Source organism: Kitasatospora sp. NPDC023118 (assembly GCF_055560875.1).
On record NZ_JBVHHW010000019.1, the window covers coordinates 1 to 21,575 of the forward strand.

General features: G+C 74.3%; 21 protein-coding genes and 1 riboswitch. Of the genes, 13 read left to right on the forward strand and 8 right to left on the reverse strand.

Annotated elements, in window-relative coordinates:
* The first annotated feature begins 101 nt into the window (after nucleotides 1-101).
* The 4 genes from ACZ3UD_RS24090 (at nucleotide 102) to ACZ3UD_RS24105 (ending at nucleotide 4,344) form a co-directional block, all read left to right on the forward strand.
* Entirely contained in the window at nucleotides 102-755 is a 654-nt protein-coding gene (locus tag ACZ3UD_RS24090; protein ID WP_465591269.1) for a class I SAM-dependent methyltransferase, read from the forward strand.
* A gap of 184 nt (nucleotides 756-939) precedes the next feature.
* Entirely contained in the window at nucleotides 940-2,202 is a 1,263-nt protein-coding gene (locus ACZ3UD_RS24095) for a hypothetical protein (RefSeq protein ID WP_465591276.1), read from the forward strand.
* Nucleotides 2,203-2,209: 7 nt separating this feature from the next.
* Nucleotides 2,210-3,199, forward strand: a complete 990-nt coding sequence (locus ACZ3UD_RS24100) for an N-acetylmuramoyl-L-alanine amidase (protein WP_465591294.1) — start codon at nucleotides 2,210-2,212, stop codon at nucleotides 3,197-3,199.
* Nucleotides 3,200-3,408: 209 nt separating this feature from the next.
* The gene (locus tag ACZ3UD_RS24105) at nucleotides 3,409-4,344 is read left to right on the forward strand and encodes a hypothetical protein (protein ID WP_465591297.1); all 936 of its coding nucleotides are present in this window, start codon (nucleotides 3,409-3,411) and stop codon (nucleotides 4,342-4,344) included.
* A gap of 95 nt (nucleotides 4,345-4,439) precedes the next feature.
* On the opposite strand, the gene ACZ3UD_RS24110 is transcribed toward ACZ3UD_RS24105, so the two are convergent.
* The 3 genes from ACZ3UD_RS24110 to ACZ3UD_RS24120 form a co-directional block, all read right to left on the reverse strand.
* Nucleotides 4,440-5,501 (reverse strand): prenyltransferase, encoded by a 1,062-nt coding sequence (locus ACZ3UD_RS24110; RefSeq protein ID WP_465591300.1) that lies wholly within the window; start codon nucleotides 5,499-5,501, stop codon nucleotides 4,440-4,442.
* On the reverse strand, nucleotides 5,498-6,247 hold the full coding sequence (locus ACZ3UD_RS24115; RefSeq protein ID WP_380610629.1) for a class I SAM-dependent methyltransferase: 750 nt from the start codon (nucleotides 6,245-6,247) through the stop codon (nucleotides 5,498-5,500). The genes ACZ3UD_RS24110 and ACZ3UD_RS24115 overlap by 4 nt, the downstream gene beginning before the upstream one ends.
* Nucleotides 6,248-6,401: 154 nt before the next feature.
* Nucleotides 6,402-7,712, reverse strand: a complete 1,311-nt coding sequence (locus tag ACZ3UD_RS24120) for a glycosyltransferase family 4 protein (protein ID WP_465591303.1) — start codon at nucleotides 7,710-7,712, stop codon at nucleotides 6,402-6,404.
* A gap of 283 nt (nucleotides 7,713-7,995) precedes the next feature.
* On the opposite strand from ACZ3UD_RS24120, the gene ACZ3UD_RS24125 reads away from it, so the two are divergent.
* From ACZ3UD_RS24125 to ACZ3UD_RS24150, 6 genes are all read left to right on the forward strand, one after another.
* Nucleotides 7,996-8,595 carry a TetR family transcriptional regulator gene (locus ACZ3UD_RS24125; RefSeq protein ID WP_465591306.1) on the forward strand — a complete coding sequence of 200 codons (600 nt, stop codon included), beginning with the start codon at nucleotides 7,996-7,998 and terminating at the stop codon, nucleotides 8,593-8,595.
* A 103-nt stretch (nucleotides 8,596-8,698) separates the two neighbouring features.
* A riboswitch (cobalamin riboswitch) is annotated at nucleotides 8,699-8,747 on the forward strand.
* Nucleotides 8,748-8,892: 145 nt separating this feature from the next.
* Nucleotides 8,893-10,194, forward strand: coding sequence for a prenyltransferase/squalene oxidase repeat-containing protein (locus tag ACZ3UD_RS24130; RefSeq protein WP_465591308.1), 1,302 nt, complete (start codon nucleotides 8,893-8,895; stop codon nucleotides 10,192-10,194).
* A complete protein-coding gene (locus ACZ3UD_RS24135; RefSeq protein ID WP_465591311.1) occupies nucleotides 10,194-10,919 on the forward strand; it encodes an SCO2322 family protein in 726 nt (241 codons plus the stop codon). The genes ACZ3UD_RS24130 and ACZ3UD_RS24135 overlap by 1 nt, the downstream gene beginning before the upstream one ends.
* Nucleotides 10,920-10,975: 56 nt before the next feature.
* Nucleotides 10,976-12,082 carry an energy-coupling factor transporter transmembrane component T family protein gene (locus ACZ3UD_RS24140; protein ID WP_465591314.1) on the forward strand — a complete coding sequence of 369 codons (1,107 nt, stop codon included), beginning with the start codon at nucleotides 10,976-10,978 and terminating at the stop codon, nucleotides 12,080-12,082.
* Nucleotides 12,079-13,680, forward strand: a complete 1,602-nt coding sequence (locus tag ACZ3UD_RS24145; protein ID WP_465591317.1) for an ABC transporter ATP-binding protein — start codon at nucleotides 12,079-12,081, stop codon at nucleotides 13,678-13,680. The genes ACZ3UD_RS24140 and ACZ3UD_RS24145 overlap by 4 nt, the downstream gene beginning before the upstream one ends.
* Nucleotides 13,677-14,516: an ECF transporter S component gene (locus ACZ3UD_RS24150; protein ID WP_465591320.1), complete on the forward strand. Its 840-nt coding sequence runs from the start codon at nucleotides 13,677-13,679 to the stop codon at nucleotides 14,514-14,516. Before ACZ3UD_RS24145 ends, ACZ3UD_RS24150 begins: the two co-directional genes overlap by 4 nt.
* A gap of 103 nt (nucleotides 14,517-14,619) precedes the next feature.
* Here the strand turns inward: ACZ3UD_RS24150 and ACZ3UD_RS24155 are convergent, their stop codons facing one another.
* Nucleotides 14,620-14,889 (reverse strand): hypothetical protein, encoded by a 270-nt coding sequence (locus ACZ3UD_RS24155; protein WP_465591323.1) that lies wholly within the window; start codon nucleotides 14,887-14,889, stop codon nucleotides 14,620-14,622.
* Here ACZ3UD_RS24155 and ACZ3UD_RS24160 point away from each other — a divergent pair.
* Nucleotides 14,860-15,723 carry a LysR family transcriptional regulator gene (locus ACZ3UD_RS24160; protein ID WP_465591326.1) on the forward strand — a complete coding sequence of 288 codons (864 nt, stop codon included), beginning with the start codon at nucleotides 14,860-14,862 and terminating at the stop codon, nucleotides 15,721-15,723. The genes ACZ3UD_RS24155 and ACZ3UD_RS24160 overlap by 30 nt on opposite strands.
* A 59-nt stretch (nucleotides 15,724-15,782) precedes the next feature.
* Here ACZ3UD_RS24160 and ACZ3UD_RS24165 read toward each other — a convergent pair whose 3' ends face one another.
* A complete protein-coding gene (locus ACZ3UD_RS24165) occupies nucleotides 15,783-16,106 on the reverse strand; it encodes an antibiotic biosynthesis monooxygenase family protein (protein ID WP_465591329.1) in 324 nt (107 codons plus the stop codon).
* Between the two features lie 105 nt (nucleotides 16,107-16,211).
* A complete protein-coding gene (locus ACZ3UD_RS24170) occupies nucleotides 16,212-16,622 on the reverse strand; it encodes a cupin domain-containing protein (RefSeq protein WP_465591332.1) in 411 nt (136 codons plus the stop codon).
* Nucleotides 16,623-16,669: 47 nt separating this feature from the next.
* On the opposite strand from ACZ3UD_RS24170, the gene ACZ3UD_RS24175 reads away from it, so the two are divergent.
* Nucleotides 16,670-17,161: a MarR family winged helix-turn-helix transcriptional regulator gene (locus ACZ3UD_RS24175; RefSeq protein WP_465591334.1), complete on the forward strand. Its 492-nt coding sequence runs from the start codon at nucleotides 16,670-16,672 to the stop codon at nucleotides 17,159-17,161.
* A gap of 59 nt (nucleotides 17,162-17,220) precedes the next feature.
* Here ACZ3UD_RS24175 and ACZ3UD_RS24180 read toward each other — a convergent pair whose 3' ends face one another.
* Nucleotides 17,221-19,296 (reverse strand): MDR family MFS transporter, encoded by a 2,076-nt coding sequence (locus tag ACZ3UD_RS24180; protein ID WP_465591337.1) that lies wholly within the window; start codon nucleotides 19,294-19,296, stop codon nucleotides 17,221-17,223.
* Between the two features lie 328 nt (nucleotides 19,297-19,624).
* Between ACZ3UD_RS24180 and ACZ3UD_RS24185 the strand changes: the two genes are divergently transcribed.
* Nucleotides 19,625-20,740 (forward strand): peptidoglycan-binding domain-containing protein, encoded by a 1,116-nt coding sequence (locus ACZ3UD_RS24185; RefSeq protein ID WP_465591340.1) that lies wholly within the window; start codon nucleotides 19,625-19,627, stop codon nucleotides 20,738-20,740.
* A gap of 37 nt (nucleotides 20,741-20,777) precedes the next feature.
* Here ACZ3UD_RS24185 and ACZ3UD_RS24190 read toward each other — a convergent pair whose 3' ends face one another.
* On the reverse strand, nucleotides 20,778-21,362 hold the full coding sequence (locus ACZ3UD_RS24190; RefSeq protein WP_465591343.1) for a TMEM165/GDT1 family protein: 585 nt from the start codon (nucleotides 21,360-21,362) through the stop codon (nucleotides 20,778-20,780).
* Between the last annotated feature and the right edge of the window lie 213 nt (nucleotides 21,363-21,575).

Here is a 21,575-nt window from a genome sequence, read left to right on the forward strand (position 1 = left end):
CCCGGAGAGCCGGACGGCCACTCCTCGGGAGCCACAGAAGGCAAGACCGCATCAGCCACATCCGGCCCTCCCGGGCCGCCTAACAACTTACGGAGCACCGCATGTCCGACCTGCTGGAGAGCGCCCGCCCGGCGCCCGAGGTGCTGGCGGCGTTCGAGGCGGCCACCGGGTTCATGCCGGTGGACGAGGGCCTCGCGCTGTACGCGGCGGCGGTGGCGGCGGCCCGGCTCACCGGGCTGCCGGTGCTGGAGATCGGCACCTACTGCGGCCGCTCGGCGATCCTGCTGGCCGCGGCGGCCCGCGAGGCCGGGACGGTCGCGCTGACCGTGGACCACCACCGCGGCTCGGAGGAGCAGCAGCCCGGCTGGGAGTACCACGACACGACCCTGGTGGATCCGGAGGTCGGGCTGATGGACACCCTGCCCCGCTTCCGCCGCACCCTGCACGCCGCCGGGCTGGAGGACCACGTGGTCGCGCTGGTCGGCCGCTCGCCGCGGATCTCCGCGCTGTGGGGCCGGCCGCTGGGCCTGGTGTTCATCGACGGCGGACACACCGACGAGCACGCCACCGGCGACTACGAGGGCTGGGTGCCGCACCTGGCGCCGGAGGGCCTGCTGGTGGTGCACGACGTGTTCCCGGACCCGGCGGACGGCGGCCAGGCCCCGTACCGGGTGTACCTACGGGCGCTGGCCGAGGGCTTCGAGGAGGTCTCGGTGACCGGCTCGCTGCGCGTCCTGCGCCGCTCCGCCGCCTGAGCTGATCGCGCCCGCGGCCCCGCACGGATGCTCTAACGTCGTGCCGGGGCTGTCAGCCGGGGGTTCGAACGGTACGGTGTCCGCGCAGCACCAGGCGGCTGCTCCAGGCAGCACCAGGCAGCACACGAGGCAACAGCACCAGGCAGAGCATCGGCGGACGGTGGACGGTGGGGGCCAGCGGCACATGACGGACCAGCAGAACACCGCTCCGGCGGTCTGGGACCCGACCGCGCGCGGCGGCGCGGGCGGCTGGGTCCGCAATCCGCAGCGGCAGGACGCCGAGCCCGCACCCGCCGCCCAGCCGGCCCCGCCCGCCCAGAACGCCCCGCCCACCCAGTCCGCCCCGCCCGCCCCCGGCACACAACCCCCGGCGCCCGGCCCGGTCGCCCCGCCCCCCGCCGCGGGCGCCGTCGGCGACCAGGGCCCGCCGCTGGGCGCCCGCCCGTACCTGGCCACCGCGCCCGGCTTCGGCCCGCCCCCGCCCGCCGCGCCCGCCCCGGGCCCGGGGGCGCCCACCGCCGCCTTCCCCACCGTCGTCCCGCAGCAGCCGCCCGCCGCCGCGCCGTTCCCCTCCCACGCGACCCCGCAGGGCCGGGGCCCGCAGGGAGCGCCCACGCCCCCCGGCCCCGGCTACGTCTACCCGCCGCCCCCGGCGGCCGCGCCGCCGCAGTCCCCGTACGGGGCCCAGCCGGACCACCCGACCCACTACCCGGTCGACGACGAGCAGGAGCGGGAGCGCCCGGGCAAGGGCAAGGCCCCGCTGCTGATCGGCTTCGCGCTGCTTCTGGTGCTGGCGGTCGGCGGCGGCCTGCTGTACGCGACCCAGGGCGGCGACGACAAGAGCGGCCAGGCCGCGCCCGCCCCGACGGCCGCCCCCGCGACCGGCTCCGGCACCCCGCAGCCCGCCCCGGCACCGACCGGGACGGACGCCGCCCCGACCACCCCGGCCGATGGGACCCCGTCCCCGACCGCGACCGGCCCCGGCCCCAACGCCCAGTCCCAGGCGCAGGCGCTGGACGGCCTGCTCAGCGAGGGCGAGAACGCCAAGGCCCCGATAGGCAGCGCCGTCGCCAAGGTGAGCAGCTGCCCGTCCAAGGCCGACATCGAGAGCGCGGCCCAGGCGTTCGACAACGGCGCCAAGCAGCGCGACGGGCTGCTGACCAAGCTCGCCAAGCTGAGCATGACGGACGTGCCGGGCGGCGCGGACGCGGTGAACTCGCTGAAGTCCGCCTGGCAGCTGTCCGCCGACATCGACCGGGCGTACGCGAGCTGGGCGCGCGCCGTCGCCAAGCAGGGCTGCTCCGGCAAGGCCCCGACCACCGCGGACAAGACGCACGCGGACGAGCTCAACCCGCAGGCCACCCAGGCGAAGACGGACTTCATGACCAAGTGGAACCCGATCGCGAGCGGCTACGGCCTCACCGCGCGGACCCAGGACAGGATCTGACCCACCCGTGACCGGCCCCACCTCCCGACCGCCCCGCCGCCGTTCCCCCCTGCTGCGCGCCACCACGGTGGTGGCCGCGGTCGTCCCGCTCTGCACGGCGGGCTGGTTGGGCTGGCGGTCCCTGGACGACTCCGGCCCGGCGGGTGCCACGGCCGCGCCGCCCGGCGCCGTCCAGTCCGCCACCACGGCCTCCGCCACCCCCGAGGCCCCGCCGACCAGCGGCACGCCCACCGGGACGGCGACTCCCACGGAAACACCCCCGACCTCCGGAGCGCCCTCCGGCACGCCGTCCGCGAGCCCCGCCGCACCCCCCGGAGGCACCGCCGACCTGACCGGCCGCACCATCGTGCTGGACCCCGGCCACAACCCCGGCAACTTCTCCCACCCCACCGAGATCAACCGTCAGGTGGACATCGGCAACGGCCGCAAGGAGTGCGACACCACCGGCACCGAGACCAACTCCGGCTACACCGAGGCCGACTACACCCTGGACGTCTCCCGCCGGGCCCGGGCTCTGCTGACCGCCCGGGGCGCCAAGGTGGTGCTGGTGCAGGACGGCGACCGCGCCTGGGGCCCGTGCGTCGACGAGCGGGCGAGGGCGGGCGCCGACGCGCACGCCGACGTCGCGGTCTCGGTGCACGGCGACGGCGGCCCGGCGAGCGGCAGCGGCTTCCACGTGATCATGCCCGCCAAGGTGGTCGCCGGTAAGGCGGACAACTCCGCGATCGTCGAACCCTCGCACCGGCTCGGTCTGCTGCTGCGCGACCACTTCCACGCCGCGACCGGCGAGCCGTACGCCGACTACATCGCCGACCAGGGCCTGGACACCCGCTCCGACCTGGGCGGCCTCAACCTCTCCGCGGTCCCCAAGGTGTTCATCGAGTGCGGTAACATGCGCAACTCCGCGGACGCCCGGCGGATGACGGACCCTCAGTGGCGCCAGCAGGCGGCCCAGGGGATCGCCGACGCGCTGACCGCGTTCCTGACCGCGCACTGAGCGGGCCCGGCAAGGGAGTTGGGACGGGCAGGCCTGGTGGACGACGCTCCGCCCGGCCCGCACGGTTTGCAACGACTTCGACCCATTCCCGGTCCCGCCGTGCACCGGCAGGACGGTTGGGCCTAGGCTTCTGGTCCGTTCGGGAGTTTCGGCCGGTCAGCCCGACCGCACGAATCACCGTCCACGACACGTCAACGAGGGGAACGTAAGTGAATCTGCGCGCTCTCACCAGGGGAGACGCCGCCGTCGCAGGCGCGGCCGTCCTGCTCTTCATCGCCTCCTTCCTGCCCTACTGGACCGTGAGCTGCGTCGGCCGGTACTGCGGGCCCGACGCCTCGCAGAACGCGTGGAGCACCGAGCTGTTCCCCATCCTGCCCTCGATCTACCTCCTCGGCATCGCCGCCGCCGTACTGATCCTGGTGCAGCGTTTCCAGGGTCCGGGTGCGGCCAACCGCCAGGTGCTCGGCCTGCGGCTGGACCAGTGGGGCATCGCGTTCGCCGTGGCGGCGCTGTGGACCTCGATCTGGGCGCTGGGCGGCGGCCCGTCCGGCAGCAGCATCAGCCACGGCTTCGGCGCCTGGCTCGGCCTCATCTCGCTGATCGTGCTGGCCGGTGCGGCCGCCGCGAGCCCGCTGGTGCCCGCGCTGAAGGCCCCGCTGGTCACCGACCGTCCGGCCGTCCCGTACCAGGGCGGCTACCCGATGGCGGGCCAGCCCGGTCACCCGGGTGCACCCGGCCAGTACGGCTACCCGGCCCAGGGCCACGACCCGGCCTTCGGCGGCCAGCCGGCCGGCGGTTACGGCTACCCGGGCGCCGGCCAGCCGCAGCCGGGCCAGCCCGGTCAGCCGCTGCCCGGTCAGCCGGCGGCCGGTCAGCCGCAGGACGCCGGCGTCCCGGCCCCGCAGCCGACCCCGGCCGCCCAGCAGCCGGCCGCCCCGGCGGCGGACTTCCAGCCGTACTGGTTCGCCGTCCCGGCCCCGCGCCAGCTGGCCCCGAAGGACAACCCGGCCGGTGCCCCGGTCGGCGAGGTCGTGCCGGGCACCTGGTACCTGGCCGTCGAGCAGCGCGGCGCCGCGCTGGTCGCGCAGTTGCCGGACGGCACCCACGGTCTGCTGACCGACACCTCGGGCCTCCAGCGCGGCTGACGCCCGCCACGTATGCGGAAGGGGGCGGGACCGGTGGATCCGGTCCCGCCCCCTTCCGCGTTCACACCCTCAGCTGACGACCTCAGTTCAGGCCCTCAGCAGCAGTCCTGGACCACCAGCCCGGCCGGCAGCTGGTCCCCGCCGAACACCGTGACCGTCGCCGGGTCCCCGCCGAGCGCGGCCACCGCGAGCAGCAGCGCCCCGGCCGTCCAGGTGGTGCGCTCCTCGGGCCAGATCGCGTCGTCCTCGAACACGTACCCGGTCCAGTACGAGCCGTCCTCGTGCCGCAGGTGCTTCTGGATCCACCGCAGGATGTCCACCGCGCGGTCGGACTGCCCGATCGCCCAGAGCGCGAGAGCCAGTTCGGCACTCTCGCCGCCGGTCACCCACGGGCGGTCGCTGACGCAGCGCACGCCGAGGCCGGGGACGACGAAGCGGTCCCAGTCCCGCTCGATCCGGGCCACCGCCGCGTCGCCGCGCAGGCCGGTGCCGAGCACCGGGTAGTACCAGTCCATCGAGTAGCGGCCCTTGTCGAGGAACCGCTCGGGGTGGTGGGTGATGGCGTGCCGCAGCCGCCCGGCCGCGAGCTCCCAGTCGGGCTGGGGCTCCTCCAGGTAGTCGGCGACGGCCAGGCCGCAGCGCAGCGCGTGCAGGATGCTGGACGAGCCCGTGAGCAGCGCCTCCTCGGTGGCGGCGCCGCCCTCGTCGACCCGCCAGGCGATCGGGCCGCCGGGCAGCCGCAGGCCGACGATGAAGTCCAGGGCCCGCCGGACCACCGGCCAGATCCACTCCAGGAAGGCGTCGTCGCCGGTGCTGAGGTGGTGGTGCCAGACCCCGACCGCGATGTACGCGCAGAAGTTGCTCTCCTTGGCGCGGTCGGTGACCACGCCGTCGGTGTACGCGGCGTACCAGGAGCCGTCCGGGTTCTGCTGGGCGGCGAGCCAGCGGTAGGCGGCCTCGGCGGCGGCGTGCTCGCCGGCGGTGTCGAGGGCCATCGCGGCCTCGGTGTGGTCCCAGGGGTCGAGGTGGTGGCCGGCGAACCACGGTATGGCGCCGTCGGGGCGCTGCTCGGCCAGGATGCTGCGGACGGTGCCGGCCGCCTGCTCGGCGTCCAGCACCCCGTCGAGCAGCAGCACCTCGGGCACGGCGGCGGTCATGCGCCCGCCCGGCCGGACTCGGCGCGGTTGGGCTTGGAGGCGTACGCCACGAAGCTCTTGCCGATGACCGGGTTGAGGGCCTTCTCCGCGGCCTTGGTGAGGGTGCTGATCACCGGGGTTCCGACGATGTCCCAGACCAGCAGCTGGTGGTACGCCTTGACCGGCAGCGCCTTGTCGTTGTCCACGCCGACCGCGCACTTGATCCACCAGTACGGCGAGTGGAGCGCGTGCGCGTGGTGGGTACCGTACGGCTCCAGGCCGGCGTCCTTGAGCTTGCCGAGCAGCTCGTCGCCCCGGTAGATCCGGATGTGGCCGCCCTCGACCTCGTGGTACTCGTCGGACAGCGCCCAGCAGATCTTCTCCGGCAGCCAGCGCGGCACGGTGACGGCGAGCAGGCCGCCCGGCTTGAGGACCCGGAACATCTCGTTGAGCACGCCCTTGTCGTCGGGTATGTGCTCCATCACCTCGGAGATGATGATCTTGTCGAAGTACTCGTCCTCGAACGGCAGCGCCAGCGCGTTGCCCTCCATCGCGACCGCCGAGGCGCCCTCGGGGGCCTCACCGGCCAGCTCCATCGCGGCGAACCACTTCTTGACCTCGGCGATCTCCTCGGCGTTCTGGTCGAGGGCGATCACGTTGGCGCCGCGGCGGTAGCACTCGAACGCGTGCCGGCCCCCGCCGCAGCCCAGGTCGAGCACCCGGTCGCCGGGGGCGAGCGGGAAGCGCGAGAAATCGACGGTCAGCACTGCAGGGCTCCCATTCCTATTGCTACCAAGCGTTCTTGACGCTTCGTCAGGCCACTCGCCCGGTGTCCCGGGGCGCGTCGCTCAAGAGCACGTCGCTCAGGGCGCGTCGCTCAAGAGCACGTCACTCAGGGCGCGTCGCTCAAGAGCACGTCACTCAGGGCACGTACCGCCAGCCGGGCCCGGAGCGGGCCCGGGCGCCGACACCGGTGGCGATCGCCGCGCGGTACGCCTCGGCGGTCAGCTCGGCGGCCCGCTCCCAGGTGAACCGGGCCAGCACCCGCTCCCGCCCGGCCGCGCCGAGTTCGGCGCGCAGCCGCGGGTCGTCCAGCAGCCGGCCGAGCGCGGCGGCCAGCGCGTCCGCCTCCCCCGGCGGCACGGCCAGGCAGGTCCCGCCGTCCGGCCCGGCCACCTCGGGGATCGCCCCGCCGGTGGTGGCGACCAGCGGGGTGCCGGTGGCCATCGCCTCGGCGGCGGGCAGCGAGAATCCCTCGTACAGCGACGGGACACAGGCCACCTCGGCCGAGCGGTACAGGTCGACCAGCTCCACGTCGCTCAGGCCGGTGCGGAACTCGATGTGCTCCGCCAGCCCGAAGCGGCGCACCGCCTCGGCCACCGGCCCGTCGTCCTTCTGCGGCTTGCCGACCACCACCAGGTGCGCGTCGCGCTCGGTGCGGACCTTGGCCAGCGCCTCGACCAGGAAGACCAGGCCCTTGAGCGGCACGTCCGCGCTGGAGGTCGTGACGATCCGGCCGGGGACCCGCTCGACCTCCGCCGAGGGCGCCCAGAGCCGGGTGTCGGCGCCGATCGGGACCACCGAGATCGCGCCGGGGGCGGCGCCCAGATGCTCGGCGATCTCGCGCTGCGAGGAGCCGGAGACGGTGATCACGTGGTCCAGCCGGGCGGCGACGCGGCGCTGCATCCGGGTGAAGGCGTACCAGCGGCGCAGCGACAGCCGCTTCAGCCGGGTGGTGGCCGCGTCCAGCTCCAACTGCCGGTCCACGGTGATCGGGTGGTGGATCGTGGTGACCAGCGGGAAGCCGTGCCGGGCCAGGCCCAGCAGGCCGTAGCCGAGGGTCTGGTTGTCGTGCACCACGTCGTAGCGGCCCTTGTGCCGGGCCAGGTACTGGCGGGCGCGCAGCGAGAAGGTGAGCGGCTCGGGGAAGCCGCCGGTGCGCATGGCGGCGAACTCCAGCACGTCCACCGGCCCGCGGAACTCGCCGCGGGCGGGCGTGCGGAAGGGGTCGTCGGCGCGGTAGAGGTCCAGGCTGGGCAGTTCGACCAGGCGCACCGAACCGGGCCCTTCGACCTCGTCCAGTACGGGGTAGGGCTGGGCGCCGATCACGTCCACGTGGTGGCCGAGCCTGGCCAGCTCACGGGAGAGGTGCCGTACGTACACGCCCTGACCGCCGCAGAACGGGTCCCCGCGGTATGACAGCAGGGCAATCCGCAGCGGCTGCGCGGTCATCCTCGGCCCTCATCTCTGGCTGCTATCGGTGCTACTGGTGCTGCCGGTCGCTAAAGTAGATCAGGTTTCAGTGGCTGTGGAACTCTTCATCGACCGTGTGAACAATGAGAGACCTCGAAGATACCGGCCCGTAGCTTTCGCTCAGGAGCCAGGGTTGGTGATTCCCGCCACGCCGGCCCGACCGACCGCGGGTCGACTTCGTGTCGACTTCGTGTCGACCTTTCTGGAGCACGCCGCCACCCACGCGCCCCCGGGAGCACACTTGCCGTCGCCGACCACGTCCGTGAGCCCCACCCCCGCGTCCCCGGGCGAGCCGCCGCTGACCGCGCGCCAGGCCGAGCGACGCCGCCGGATCCTGCGCGCCGCCACCGCTCTGGCCGCCCGCGGCGGGTACGAGGCGGTGCAGATGCGGGAGGTCGCGGAGAGCGCGCAGGTCGCCCTCGGGACGCTGTACCGGTACTTCCCGTCCAAGGTTCATCTGCTGGTCGCGGTCATGCTGGAGCAGCTGCAGGGCCTCCAGGAGCACATCCGGCGGCACCCGCCGACCGACCAGGAGCCGGCCCTGCGGGTCGCCGACGCACTCACCCGGGCCTTCCACGCGCTGCAGCGCGAACCGCTGCTGGCCGAGGCGATGGTCCGCTCGATGTGCTTCGCCGACCGCTCGGTCGCGGCCGTGGTGGACCGGATCAGCGCCGCCACCGGGCAGCTCATCCTGGACGCGATCGGCCAGTCCGCGCCGCCCAGCGAGAGCCAACGGGCGGCCGTCCGGGTGATCGAGCACACCTGGCACTCGGCCCTGGTCGCCTGGCTCTCCGGGCGCGCCTCGATCGCCGAGGTGCGGGCCGACCTGCACACGGCCGCCCGGCTGCTGACGCTGGCCTGAGCCCTCGCGGACTGGAACCTGTTCCTGCTACCGAGGGCTGGTCCCGCCCGGCCCGGCGGCTAGAGTCGACGGGCAGCACAACTCCATCCCGCTCCTCCCCCGGGGGAAGCCGGTGCGAATCCGGCGCTGACCCCGCAACCGTGAGCCCGGCCGCCGCACCGCGCGGCCCGGACGAGTCGGAGCACCCGGGGAGGGGCGAGCGGCCAGACCTGGCGCGCCCGCGCCCGGCACCCGTCGAGGACTACGGAACGGCCCCCACCCGGGCCACCACCGCTCACCGAAAGGCACACCCGCACCATGCTGAACGCCGCCCGACTGGGCGCCGCCGCCCTGTCCGCCGCGCTGCTCGCCGGCGTCGCCGCCGGACCTGCCCTCGCCGACAGCCCCTCTCCCTCCGACGGCCCGGCCACTCCGGCGGCCCCGGCCACTCCGGCTGCTCCGGCGGCCCCGGCCGTCCCGGACGGCCTCTACGGCAAGAGCGACCCGACGTACGACGGCGTCTGGCGGCAGTCGCTGGCGCTGACCGCGCTGTCGGCGGCCAAGGTCACCCCGGCCGACTCCGCCGTCGCGTGGCTCACCGGGCAGCAGTGCGAGGACGGCGGCTGGCCCTCCTACCGGGCGGCCGGCGCGGCCTGCGACGCCAAGACCGAGGACAGCAACGCCACCGCCGTCGCCATCCAGGCGCTGGTGGCCCTCGGCGGGCACCAGCCGGCCGTCGACAAGGGCGTGCAGTGGCTCAAGGCCAACCAGAACGCCGACGGCAGCTGGCCCTACAACCCCGGCAGCCCGGGCGACGCCAACTCCACCGGCCTCGCCGTCAACGCGCTGTTCGCGGCCAGGACCGACCCGGCGAGCGTCGCCAAGGCGGGCAGCGGGGGCGCGGCCGGGAAGAACGCCTTCGACGGCCTCGCCCACTTCCAGCTCGGCTGCACCGCCCCCGCCGACCAGCGCGGCGCCTTCGCCTTCCAGCCGGACCCGGCCACCGGCACCCTCGCCCCCAACACCCTGGCCACCGCCCAGGCCGCGCTCGCCGCCGCCGGCGGGCACCTGCCGGTCACCGCCTCGGTGCGCGCCGACTCGACGCCCAAGCCCCTCGCCTGCGCCGACGGCTCCGCGCCCACCGCCGTCCCGCACGCCGAGGCCGGCGAGGCCGTCGGCGCCTACCTCGCCGCCCGACTGTCGGCGGGCGGCTCGCACCTCACCCTCACCATGCCGGGCGCCGAGCCCAAGCCCGACTACACCGCGACCGCCTGGGCCGCGCTCGCGCTCACCCAGAGCGGCCACCCCGAGCAGGCCTCCGAGGCCGTCGACTGGCTTGAGGGACAGGGCGCCACCTGGACCAAGAACGGCACCGACGCCGCCGCCACCGCCACTCTCCTCCTGGTCGCCCAGGCCGCCCACCGCGACACCGCCGACCTCACCGGCCAGCTCACCGCCCTCGGCCCGGCTCCCAAGGCCGCCACCACCACGGCGGCCACTCCGGCGAAGAAGAAGAGCGACGGCTTCGGCCAGGTCTGGCTGATCATCGTCGGCCTGCTCGTCGGCATCGGCGGCGGCCTGCTGCTCAGCCTCCAGCGCAAGCGCAACCCCAACCTCTGATGCGCTCGGTGGTTCACGGCGTCCCGGTGGGCGGGCGGCGGCCGCTGGCCGTCGTCCTCCCACTGCTCGGAACGCTGCTGCTGATCGCCGGCGCCGCGCCCGCGCAGGCCGCCTCCGGATACCGGTACTGGTCGTTCTGGCGCGGGGCCGACGGCGGGGCGTGGACGTACCAGCAGCAGGGGCCCGCGATCGCCGTGCCGCCGGACGGCGCGGTCGACGGCTGGCGGTTCGCCGTCAGCCCCGACGGCGGGCAGGACGCCGCGAAGCCCCGCACGCAGGCGCGCTTCGACGCGATCTGCGCGAACACCCCCGCCCAGGACGGCCGCAAGCGGGTGGCCGTCGTGCTGGACTTCGGGACCGCCGAGGACGCCGGGGCCTCCGCGGCGCCGCCGCCCGAGCAGCGGAGCGCCTGCGCCAGCGTCGCGCCGCGCGCCAGCTCGGCCGAGGTGCTGGCCGCCGTCGCGCCGCCGCTGCGGTACGACACCAACGGGCTGCTGTGCGCCATCGCCGGCTACCCGAAGGCGGGGTGCGCCGAGCAACTGGACGGCGCGGCCGCCGCGCAGCCGGGCAGCAGCGCCAAGGCCGGCCCGCAGAGCGGCGGCGGCAGTGGTGGCGACGGCGGCGGCAGCAGCGGCCCGGACATCGGCCTGGTCGCGGGCGGTGCGCTGGTCGCCGTCCTCGCCGGGGGCGCCGTCTGGCAGGCGCGCCGCCGCCGCAACCCCTGACCCCGTCGCCTGGCCCCTGACCTCATCTCCTGCCCCCGTCTCCCAGGACAGATTCCTTGAGCAGCACCGCCCGCCGCACCCGACCGCCCACCGGCCCCCGCCAACTGCACCCCGGGGCCTGGTGGTTGTGGGCGCTCGGGCTGGGTGCGGCGGCGACCCGCACCACCAACCCGGCGATCCTGCTGCTGCTCGCCGCGACCGCCGGTTACGTGGTCGCGGCGCGGCGCGGCGATGCGCCCTGGTCCCGCTCGTACGGGGCGTTCCTGCGGCTCGGCCTGCTGGTGCTGGGCATCCGCCTGGTCTTCGCCGTCCTGCTCGGCTCGCCGATCCCCGGCACCCACGTGCTGCTCACCCTGCCCGAAGTCCCGCTCCCCGCCTGGGCGCAGGGCGTGCGGATCGGCGGGCGGGTCACCGTCGAGGGCCTGCTCGCCGCGCTGTACGACGGGCTGCGGCTGGCCACCCTGCTGGTCTGCGTCGGCGCCGCCAACTCCCTCGCCAGTCCGGCCCGTCTACTGCGCGCCCTGCCCGGCGCGCTCTACGAGGCGGGCGTGGCCGTGGTGGTGGCGATGACCTTCGCGCCGAACCTGGTCGCCGACGTCCGCCGACTGCGCGCCGCCCGGCGCCTGCGCGGCCGCACCGACAAGGGCATCGCGGCCGTGCTGAGCGTCGGACTCCCCGTCCTGGAGGGCGCGCTGGAGCGGTCCATCGCCCTCGCGGCGGCGATGGACACCCGGGGCTTCGGCCGCACCGCCGACGTCCCGCGCCCGCTCGCCCGGGCGACCGCCGCGCTCACCCTGGCCGGACTGCTCGGGGTCTGCCTGGCCGCGTACGGGCTGCTCACCGCCGGAGGCGCCGGCTGGGCGCTGCCCGTCCTCCTGCTCGGCCTGGCCGCCGCCTTCGCCGGGCTGCTGCTCGGCAACCGGCGATCCGTCAGAACTCGCTACCGGCCTGACCCTTGGGCCCTGCCCGAGTGGCTGACGGCGGGCTCCGGCGCCACCGTGGCGGCGCTCGCCACCTACCTGGCCGCCCAGGACCCGGCCGCCTTCGCCCCCACCGTCGTCCCGCCGACCGTCCCCGAGCTGCCGCTGGCCGCCGTCCTGGCCGTACTCCTCGGCCTGGTACCGGCGTTCGCCGCCCCGACCCCGCCCCGGAGGGCTTCGTGATCACCTTCGAGCAGGTCTCCGTACGGTACGCGGACTCCGCAGCGCCCGTTCTGAACGACGTCGACCTCACCGTCCCGGAGGGCGAACTCTGCCTGCTGGTCGGCCCGTCCGGCTCCGGCAAGTCCACCCTGCTGGGGACGGTCAGCGGCCTGGTGCCGCACTTCACCGGCGGCGTGCTGCACGGCCGGGTCACCGTCGGCGGCCGGGACACCCGCGAGCACCGCCCGCGCGACCTCGCCGACCTGGTCGGCACCGTCGGCCAGGACCCGTCGGCGCAGTTCGTCACCGACACCGTGGAGGACGAACTCGCCTACGGCATGGAGTCCTTGGGCCTGCCGAGCGACGTCATGCGGCGCCGGGTCGAGGAGACCCTCGACCTGCTCGGCCTCGCCGACCTGCGCGACCGGGCGCTGGGCTCGCTCTCCGGCGGCCAGCAGCAGCGCGTCGCGATCGGCTCGGTGCTCACCGTCCACCCGCGCGTGCTGGTCCTGGACGAGCCCACCTCGGCGCTCGACCCGGGCGCGGCCGAGGAGGTGCTCGCCGTCCTCCAGCGGCTGGTGCACGACCTCGGCACCACCGTGCTGATGGCCGAACACCGGCTGGAGCGGGTCGTCCAGTACGCCGACCAGGTGCTGCTGCTGACCCCGGGCGCGCCCCCGGTGCTGGGCGAACCGGCCGAGGTGATGGCGCACTCGCCGGTGCACCCGCCGGTGGTCGGTCTCGGCCGGCTCGCGGGCTGGCGGCCGCTGCCGCTGTCCGTGCGCGACGCACGCCGCAAGGCGGCTTCGTTGCGTACCGAGCTGGACGGCCGGGTGCCCGCTGCGGGCGCCGTTACGGGCGGTGCGCCGATCGCCGTCTCCGACCGCCTCGCCGTCCGACGCGGCCCGGTGCAGGCCCTGCGCGGGGTGGACCTCGCGCTCCACCCCGGCGAGATCGCCGCCCTGATGGGCCGCAACGGCGCCGGCAAGTCCACCCTGCTCGGCAGCCTGGTCGGCCTGCACGCCCCCGCCTCCGGCAGCGTCACCGTCGGCGGCCGCACCCCGCACCGCACCCGCCCCGCCGAACTGATCCGCCAGGTCGGCCTGGTCCCCCAGGACCCGCGCGACCTCCTGTACCGCGAGAGCGTCACCGCCGAATGCGCCGCCGCGGATGCGGACGCGGGCGCTGCCACGGGTTCGTGTCGCGCCCTGGTCGAACGCCTGCTGCCCGGCATCGCCGACACCACCCACCCCCGCGACCTCTCCGAAGGCCAACGCCTCACCCTCGCCCTCGCCGTCGTCCTCACCGCCCGGCCCCCGCTGCTGCTCCTGGACGAGCCGACCCGCGGCCTGGACTACGCGGCCAAGGCCCGGCTGGTGGAGATCCTGCGCGGGCTCGCGGCCGAGGGCCACGCCGTGCTGCTGGCCACCCACGACGTCGAACTGGCCGCCGAACTCGCCCACCGGACCGTGATCCTGGCCGAGGGCGAGATCGTCGCGGACGGCCCGACGGCGGAGGTCGTGGTCTCCTCTCCGGCCTTCGCGCCACAGGTCTCCAAGGTGCTGGCGCCCGGGCCGTGGCTCACCGTCCAGCAGGTCGCGGAGGCGCTGAACGCATGAGCAGCCGTCCTGTTCCGCTCGGGCGCCGGTCGGTTGCGGCGCTACTGCTCGTTTCCCTCGTCGGCGTGACGGCCTTCGGCTGGCCGCTGCTCGCCTCCACCAAGTCGGCCCTGGTCGGCCACTCCGCCGACGCGCCTTGGCTGTTCGCTCTCCTCCTCCCCCTTCTCCTCGCCGTCGTCATCGCCCAGATCTCCGAGGGGCGTTCGGCGGGTGGCGGGGCACCGGGGCTGGATGCCAAGTCCGTTGCACTGCTGGGGGTGTTGGCGGCGGCCGGCGCCGCGCTTCGGCCGCTCGGCGCGGGGACGGCGGGGCTGGAGCCGATGTTCTTCCTGATGGTGCTGTCAGGCCGCGTCCTCGGCCCCGGCTTCGGCTTCGTGCTGGGCTCGCTGTCGATGTTCGCCTCCGCGTTGCTCACGGGTGGGGTGGGGCCATGGCTGCCGTTCCAGATGCTCGCGATGGGGTGGGTCTGCCTCGGCGCGGGCCTGCTGCCGGGCGCTGCCACACTGCGCGGCCGCCGCGAACTGCTGCTGCTCGCGGCTTACGGCGCTCTGTCCGCCGTCCTGTACGGCACGATCATGAACCTCCAAGGCTGGCCGTACATCGGTGGGATGGCCGGCTCCATCTCCTTCGTCCCCGGCGATCCGCTGCCCGCCAACCTGGTCCGCTTCGCCGCCTACTGCCTGACCACATCGCTGGGTTGGGACCTGCCGCGCGCGGCCCTCACGGTCGTCCTGTGCCTCACCCTCGGCACGCCCGTGCTGCGCGCCCTGCGCCGCACCACGCGACGTGCGGCCTTCGACGCGCCGGTCGGCTTCCGCCCGCCGCCAGCCGGGTGATTCGTGCCCCGAGGAGGTCCAGGCCGACGTCCGTGCTCGGCATCGCCCGCCTGCACAACCTTGCCCGCACCGGCCAGGACCGGGCAAGGCGAGGCACACCTGATCAGCCGGACTTCGTCATCCCGCCCAACAGGCCGACGGCCATCAGCGGGTAGGGCGTACCGAACAGCACGGCCACGGCGAACACCGCGCAGCAGGCCCGCTCGACCGCCGATCCCTCACACGCCGTTCGGAATACCCGAACCCCCCGTACGCTGTCCCGCAACACCAGCACCGACATGACCACGACCACACCACGGCCGGCCGTTCGGGGGAACCGAGGAAACCAGTGGAACTCCGTCAGTTGCGCGTCTTCGAAGCCGTCGTCGCCCACCGCACCGTCACCGCGGCGGCGGTGGCACTCGGTCTCGCACCGTCCTCCGTCTCCGAGCAGATCCGTACCCTCGAACGCAGCCTGGGCATCGAGCTGTTCGACCGGGCCCCGCGCGGGATGACCCTCACCCCGGCCGGCGAGCGGCTGCTGCCCTGGTCCCGCAAGCTGCTCGACCAGGCCGACCAGGCCCGCCGCGAGGTGGTCGCCGACCGGGCCCGGCTCCGCCTCGGCGCCCTGGAGACCATAGCGGCGACCCACGTCCCCGCCGTCCTGGCCCGCCTCGCCGAACGCCGGCCCGACCTGGACGTCTCCCTGCACACCGACACCGCCCGGGACGCCCTGCTCGGCGGCGTCGCCGCCGGGGCCCTGGAAGCCGCCCTGATCCTGGACACCGCCGGCCCGCTCGGCGAGCTCGGCTTCTACCTCCCGCCCGCCCCGCTCGACTACCTCGACCTCAAGGACGTCCCGCTCGCCCTGGTCGCCGCCCCCGCCCACCCCCTGGCGCAGGCCACCACCCTCACCCGCGAGGACCTCGGCGGCCAACGCCTCCTGGTCAACGCCCCCGCCTGCTCCTTCCGGCTGGCCGGCGAACGCCTGCTCGGCCACGACGTCGAACGCGTCCGCACCGGCGGCGTCGCCGTCACCCGCGCCTGCGCCGAACAGGGCCTCGGCATCGCGCTCCTCCCCGACTTCGCCGTCCGCGACCCCCTCGCCTCCGGCGCCCTCATCCGCCTCCCCCTCGACCCCCCACCCCTCCACCTCCGCCTCGTCTGGCGCGCCGACCGCGAAACCGTCCCGGGCCTGCGCGAAGTCCTCTACGCCGCCGCGGCCTGAAAAACGCCACGCGCCCCGGGGCTCCGTGAGCCCCGGGGCGCGCAACTAGCGTGCGGACGTCAGGCCTTCGGGCCCGCGGACTGGACGACGTCGAAGGACCAGAGGGTGGAGCCGGAGGCGGCCGGGCGCTTCGGGGCCTCGCCCTCGGCGCCGCCCTGGTGGGCCGCCTTCATCGGGCCCTCCATCCAGGCCTGAAAGGACTCCTCGTCGCGCCAGCGCGTGTAGACGAGGTAGTTGTCCGTGCCCTCGACCGGACGGAGCAGCTCGAACCACTCGAAGCCGTCCGAGTTCTCCACCGCGCCGGCACGGTGGGCGAAGCGCTGCTCCAGCTCCTCGCGCTGCTCGGCCGGGACCGTCAGTACGTTGATCTTGACGACTGGCATGCCGCTCCTTCTGCTCCGCCGGGGTCCCGGGTCGGGGCGCCGGCTCGGTTGCTGCGTACGGGCAGCAGTCTCCTACACCTCACGCCGCACCTCACGCCACGCGGGTCAGGCGATCCACGGCGGGAGGAGGCGCTCGTCGTCGCGCGGGGCGAGGGCGCAGGCGTCGGGCGGGGTGAGGGCGTCGGGGTTGTAGGCGTGGGAGGGGGAGGTGGAGGCGACGAGGGCGGTGAAGCCGTCGGCGGTGGAGATGCGGCGCGGTGCGCCGGCGGGGAGGACGAGGGTGTCGCCGGCGGTGAGGGTGAGGGGCTCGTCGGCCAGGTTGACCGCCGCGGTGCCGGACTGGAGGGTCCAGATCTGTTCGGCGTCCATCGCGTGCAGCGGGCCCTGCTGGCCGGCGCGCATCTCGACCTGCCACAGGGCGAGGGCGGTTGAGCCCTGGGTGGGCGAGGCAAGGGTGGTCATGACGGCGTTCGGGGTTTCGGTGCGGCGGGCGTCGGTCGGGCGGATCACGGACATGGTGAAGGAACCCCCTAAGATGGGCAATGACGTTGTCTATATGGTCAATGAGGTTGTCGATTGTGTCAACTGAGCCCGCCCCGCCCGGCTTCGAGCTGCCGCTGCGCCTGCTGCTCGCCTTCCGGACGATCATCGACGAGCTGCACGAGCGGATCGCCCGTGAGGGGCACCCGGATCTGCGCCCGATGCACGGCTTCGTCTTCCAGGCGATCGGCCCGGACGGCACCACCGCCGTCGAGCTCGGACGGCGGCTCGGCGTCTCCAAGCAGGCGGCGGGCAAGACCATCGAGAACCTGGAGCAGCTCGGCTACGTCGAGCGCGGCAGTGACCCGGCCGACGCCCGGCGCAAGGTGGTCCGGCTCACCGACCGGGGGGTGGACTGCCTACTCCGCTCGGCGCGGATCTTCGACGAGCTGCGCGCCGAGTGGTCCGCCACCCTCGGCGAGGAGCACCTCCGCCAGGTCGAGGACGGCTTGCGGCAGCTCGCCCCCGGGGACCCGTTCCGGCTCGACACCCCGCGCTGGTTCGGTGCGCCCTGACCGGGATCGACCCGGCGGGATTCGACACCCCGAGCGGCTGACGCACCGGCAGCGGAAGGCTAGAAGGACCGCCCCTCCCCCCGGTACGGCGACTGGGGGCCGAGGGGCGGATCCGGCCGGTCCCGGAGGTCGGCGCAGAGGGTGGAGCTGAGCCGGGTGAGCAGTTCGGCGAGGTCCGCGTACTGCTGTTCGTCCCAGTCGCCCAGCAGCTCGGACAGCTGGGTGCGCCGGGCCTCGACCAGCCGCAGCGCCACCTCCTCGCCCGGTTCGGTGAGGCGCAGCAACCGGCTGCCGGTCCGGGCGGCGAGGCCCCGGCCCTCCACCTCGCGGACCGCCTCCTCGACGACCGCGATCGGGACGATCCGCCGCTCGGCGAGTTCGGCGGGCTCCACCGAGCCGTGGTGGTGCATCTGGAGCAGTAGCCAGCTGGAGGCGGGCAGCAGGTCGAGCCCGGCGGTGGCGGTGATCCGGCGGAACAGGTCGCGCCGGGCCTCGCGGGTGCTCAACACCGAGAGGGCACGGGCGATTTCGTCCAGCGAGCTGCGCTCGACCGGGTTGAGGCCGATGGACTCGCTGAGGTCGGGCGCGGTGACCGTGGAGCGGAGCTTCTGCTCGCGCAGGAAGAGCGAGAGGACGAACGCGACCACCGCAACGGGCACCGCGTACAGGAAGACCCGGGTGATCGAATCGGCGTACGCGTGGTAGACCCCGGCCCGGGCGGCGGCCGGCAGCCGGGTGATCAGCCGGGGGTCGGAGGTGATCGCCTCGACGTGGAAGCCCGGCGGCAGCGGATGGCCGACCAGGGCGGCGGCGAGCCGGGAGCGCAGGCCGCCGGCGAAGACCGTCCCGAAGACGGAGACGCCGAAGGAGGCGCCGATGGAGCGGAAGAAGGTGGCGCCCGCGGTGGCCACGCCGAGGTCCTGGTAGCCGACCGAGTTCTGCACGATCAGCACCAGCACCTGCATCACCAGGCCCAGCCCGAGGCCGAAGACCAGGAAGTAGAAGCTCATCTCGGCCGTACTGCTGCGCTCGTCCAGCCGGGAGAGCAGCAGCAGTCCGACCGTGGTGACGGCCGTCCCGGCGATCGGGAAGGCCCGGTAGTGGCCGGTGCGGGCGACGATCTGGCCGGAGCCGATCGAGGTGACCAGCATGCCGAGCACCATCGGCAGCATGTGGATGCCGGACATGGTGGGCGAGACCTGGTGGACCACCTGGAGGAAGGTCGGCAGGTAGGTGAGCGCGCCGAACATCGCGAAGCCGACCACGAAGGAGATCACCGCGACCAGGCTGAAGGTCTGCGAGCGGAACAGCCGCAGCGGCAGGACGGGCTCCACGGCGGTGCGCTCGACCTCGACGAAGGCGACCAGCAGCACCAGACCCAGTACGCCCAGGCCGACGATCTGCCAGGAGCTCCAGGCCCAGGTGGTGCCGCCGAGCGAGGTCATCAGCACCAGGCAGGTGGCGACGGCGGCGATCAGCGCGGTGCCCAGGTAGTCGATCCGGTGTTCGCGCCGCACCTCCAGCCCGTGCAGCACAGCGGCGATCACCACCAGGGCGACCGCGCCGATCGGCAGATTGATGTAGAAGACCCAGCGCCAGCTGAGATGGTCGACGAACAGCCCGCCGAGCAGTGGACCGAGCACGCTGGTGACACCGAAGACGGCGCCGAAGAGGCCCTGGTACTTGCCGCGGTCCCGCGGCGGGACCAGGTCGCCGACGATCGCCTGGGAGAGCACCATCAGGCCACCGCCCCCGAGGCCCTGGAGCGCGCGGAAGGCGATCAGCTCGCCCATGTCCTGGGCGATTCCGCACAGTACCGAGCCGAGCAGGAAGATCACGATGGAGGCCTGGAAGAAGCGCTTCCGGCCGTACATGTCGCCGAGCTTGCCCCACAGCGGGGTGGCGGCGGTGGAGGCCAGCAGGTAGGCGGTGACCACCCAGGACAGGTGGTTCAGGCCTCCGAGGTCGCTGACGATGGTGGGCAGCGCGGTGGAGACGATGGTCTGGTCGAGGGCGGCGAGCAGCATCGCCAGCAGCAGGGCGCCGATCGGCACCCACAGGTTGGGGACGGTGGCCTCCGGCGGGCCGGGCTCGTTCGCGGGGCTCCGGTCGGACGCGGCGAGCGGGTCCGTCATGGCGTCTCCAAAGGCGGCACGGCCTCTTCGTAGGGTCGCGGGGCCGACGACCGGACGCCCGTCGGACGATCACTCCCGTCGGATGATCACTCCCAGTTCCCCATGCTGGCAGATATGTCCTGGTTTGTTCCGCCGGGTTGAGCCGAACGTAAGCGCCGGGTCCGTCCCTCGCGTTTCAGCGGCTTCCTCGGGAGCCAACCACCACCAACCGGCACAACACCCCCACCGGAGGCCGGACGCCCCTGTCCACCCTCCGGGACGTCCTGCATAATCAGGCCCGATCGCGAGACCTGAGAACCGAGGACCGACACCCGAGGAGGACCGGCCGATGCCGGACCAGCACTGCCCGACGTGCGGCACCGCACGCTCAACCGGGTGCGGCTGCCTCCCGGATCCCAGTCTGGACGAGACCACCGTCCTCCCGCACGTCGAAGGCTCACCGTTGGTCCGCCCGTACGTGGCGCAGTCGGCCGACCAGGTGGCGGAGGAGCCGCCGCCCGCCGGGGACCCGTTCGCGACCACCGTCCTGCCGCCGGTCCAGCCGCTCCCGTCGGTCCCGTCGGTCCCGTCGGTCCCGTCGATGCGACCCACGCAGCCCACGCAGCCCAGGCACCCCATGCAGCCGATGCAGTCGGCGCAGCCGCCCGTCACGCCCCCGCTCGGGCCGGACGCGGATGCCTACGCGACGACCGTGCTGCCGCCCGTGCCGGGCCCCGCGCCGGACGCGTACGCCACCACCGCCCTGCCCCCGCTCCCGCCTGGCGCCGGGGAGGACCTCGGCTACGTCCCGTTCGAGAACCAGGCACCCGGGCCCGGGCCCGCCGGCGGACGGGCCGCGCGGCGGGCGGCCGAGCAGGCCGTGCAGAGCCCGTTCGCCCGGCACAAGCTGCTGATCGCGGGCGTCGGCGCGGGCCTGCTGGCGCTCACCGTGGGCCTCGCGTACGCCGTGACGCCCTCGTCCGAGCCGACCCGCCGGGCGGACCCGCTGCCCGTCACCACGCTCGCGCCCGCGCCGTCGGCCCCGCCCACCCAGGCCGCCCCGGCCCCAGCCCCCACCAGCGACACGCCGAGCCCGACCCCGACCCGGACGAGCAGACCCAGTCCGACCCGGACCCCCACCCCGACGCCCACCCCCACCCCGACGCCGACCCCCACCCCGACGCCCACCCCCACGCCGACGCCGACGCCGACCCCCACGCCCACCGCGACGCCCACGCCACGGCTGCTCCAGATCGGGATGAGCGGGCCCGACGTCAAGGCGATGCAGCAGCAGCTCTACGCCGCCGAGTGCGGATTCGTCGACAGTTCGATCGTCACCGGCACTTTCGACGACCGGACCCGATCGGCACTCATCAGCTACCAGCACGAGAACCGGATCAGGGGCGAGAACGGCGTCTACGGCCCCAAGACCCAGGCCGTCCTGACCGCCGACCCCGGCTGCTGAGCCGAGGCGGCCGCCGCCAGCCGGTGATCGCCCCGAATCAGCCGGTGATCGCCCCGAAGATGCTGACGCCCGCCAGCACCACCATGATCCCTGCCGCCACCCGGATGATCAGCTTCATCGGCACGTACTTGAGCAGCTTCTGCCCGCCCACGATGGCGATCCCGCCGACCGCGCAGAGCGCCAGCCAGGAGCCGATGCCGACGGCCAGCGGATCGGCGTACTTGGCGGCCAGGTTGGCGGTCATGATCTGGGTCAGGTCGCCGAACTCGGCGATCGCGACGACCACGAAGCTGGCCCCGGCGACCTTCCAGAAGCTGTTCGAGGACGGCTCCTTGGCGGCGTGCTCGTCGTCGTCCTCGCCGCCGTGGAACAGCAGCATCGCCGCGCCGACCAGGAACAGCGCGCCGGTGATGCCCTCCACCCAGCGGTGCGGCAGCAGCGAGAGCAGGTGGCCGGCGGCCAGGGCCAGGCCCACCTGGAGGGCGAAGGCGGCGGCGATGCCCGCGAAGACGTAGCTCGCGCGGTACTTGGTGCCGAGCACCAGACTGGCCAGCGCGGTCTTGTCCGGCAGTTCGGCCAGGAAGATGATGCCGAACGTCAACGCGGCAACGGTCAAACTCATCGGAGGAACCCCTCGGTCGGGCTGCCCGGCCTCCGCAGCTCCGTCAGGGGTCGCTTCGGCCCGACAGCACTGGAAACGGTCACAGCACTGCGGCCGAAGGTCTCGCCGGCACCGTCCGTCCGGACCATCCGCATCGACGGGATCAACCGGATCGGATGGCTCAGGTGGCTGAGGTGCCCCGGGCGCCGGGCCCGTGAGGGCCAGTATGTCGAC

Coding starts and splice junctions, on each gene's coding strand:
- ACZ3UD_RS24090 (WP_465591269.1), top strand. CDS start 102: ATGTCCGACCTGCTGGAGAGCGCCCGCCCGGCGCCCGAGGTGCTGGCG.
- ACZ3UD_RS24095 (WP_465591276.1), top strand. CDS start 940: ATGACGGACCAGCAGAACACCGCTCCGGCGGTCTGGGACCCGACCGCG.
- ACZ3UD_RS24110 (WP_465591300.1), bottom strand. CDS start 5,501: ATGACCGCCGCCGTGCCCGAGGTGCTGCTGCTCGACGGGGTGCTGGAC.
- ACZ3UD_RS24120 (WP_465591303.1), bottom strand. CDS start 7,712: ATGACCGCGCAGCCGCTGCGGATTGCCCTGCTGTCATACCGCGGGGAC.
- ACZ3UD_RS24130 (WP_465591308.1), top strand. CDS start 8,893: ATGCTGAACGCCGCCCGACTGGGCGCCGCCGCCCTGTCCGCCGCGCTG.
- ACZ3UD_RS24135 (WP_465591311.1), top strand. CDS start 10,194: ATGCGCTCGGTGGTTCACGGCGTCCCGGTGGGCGGGCGGCGGCCGCTG.
- ACZ3UD_RS24150 (WP_465591320.1), top strand. CDS start 13,677: ATGAGCAGCCGTCCTGTTCCGCTCGGGCGCCGGTCGGTTGCGGCGCTA.
- ACZ3UD_RS24165 (WP_465591329.1), bottom strand. CDS start 16,106: ATGCCAGTCGTCAAGATCAACGTACTGACGGTCCCGGCCGAGCAGCGC.
- ACZ3UD_RS24170 (WP_465591332.1), bottom strand. CDS start 16,622: ATGTCCGTGATCCGCCCGACCGACGCCCGCCGCACCGAAACCCCGAAC.
- ACZ3UD_RS24175 (WP_465591334.1), top strand. CDS start 16,670: ATGAGGTTGTCGATTGTGTCAACTGAGCCCGCCCCGCCCGGCTTCGAG.
- ACZ3UD_RS24180 (WP_465591337.1), bottom strand. CDS start 19,296: ATGACGGACCCGCTCGCCGCGTCCGACCGGAGCCCCGCGAACGAGCCC.
- ACZ3UD_RS24185 (WP_465591340.1), top strand. CDS start 19,625: ATGCCGGACCAGCACTGCCCGACGTGCGGCACCGCACGCTCAACCGGG.
- ACZ3UD_RS24190 (WP_465591343.1), bottom strand. CDS start 21,362: ATGAGTTTGACCGTTGCCGCGTTGACGTTCGGCATCATCTTCCTGGCC.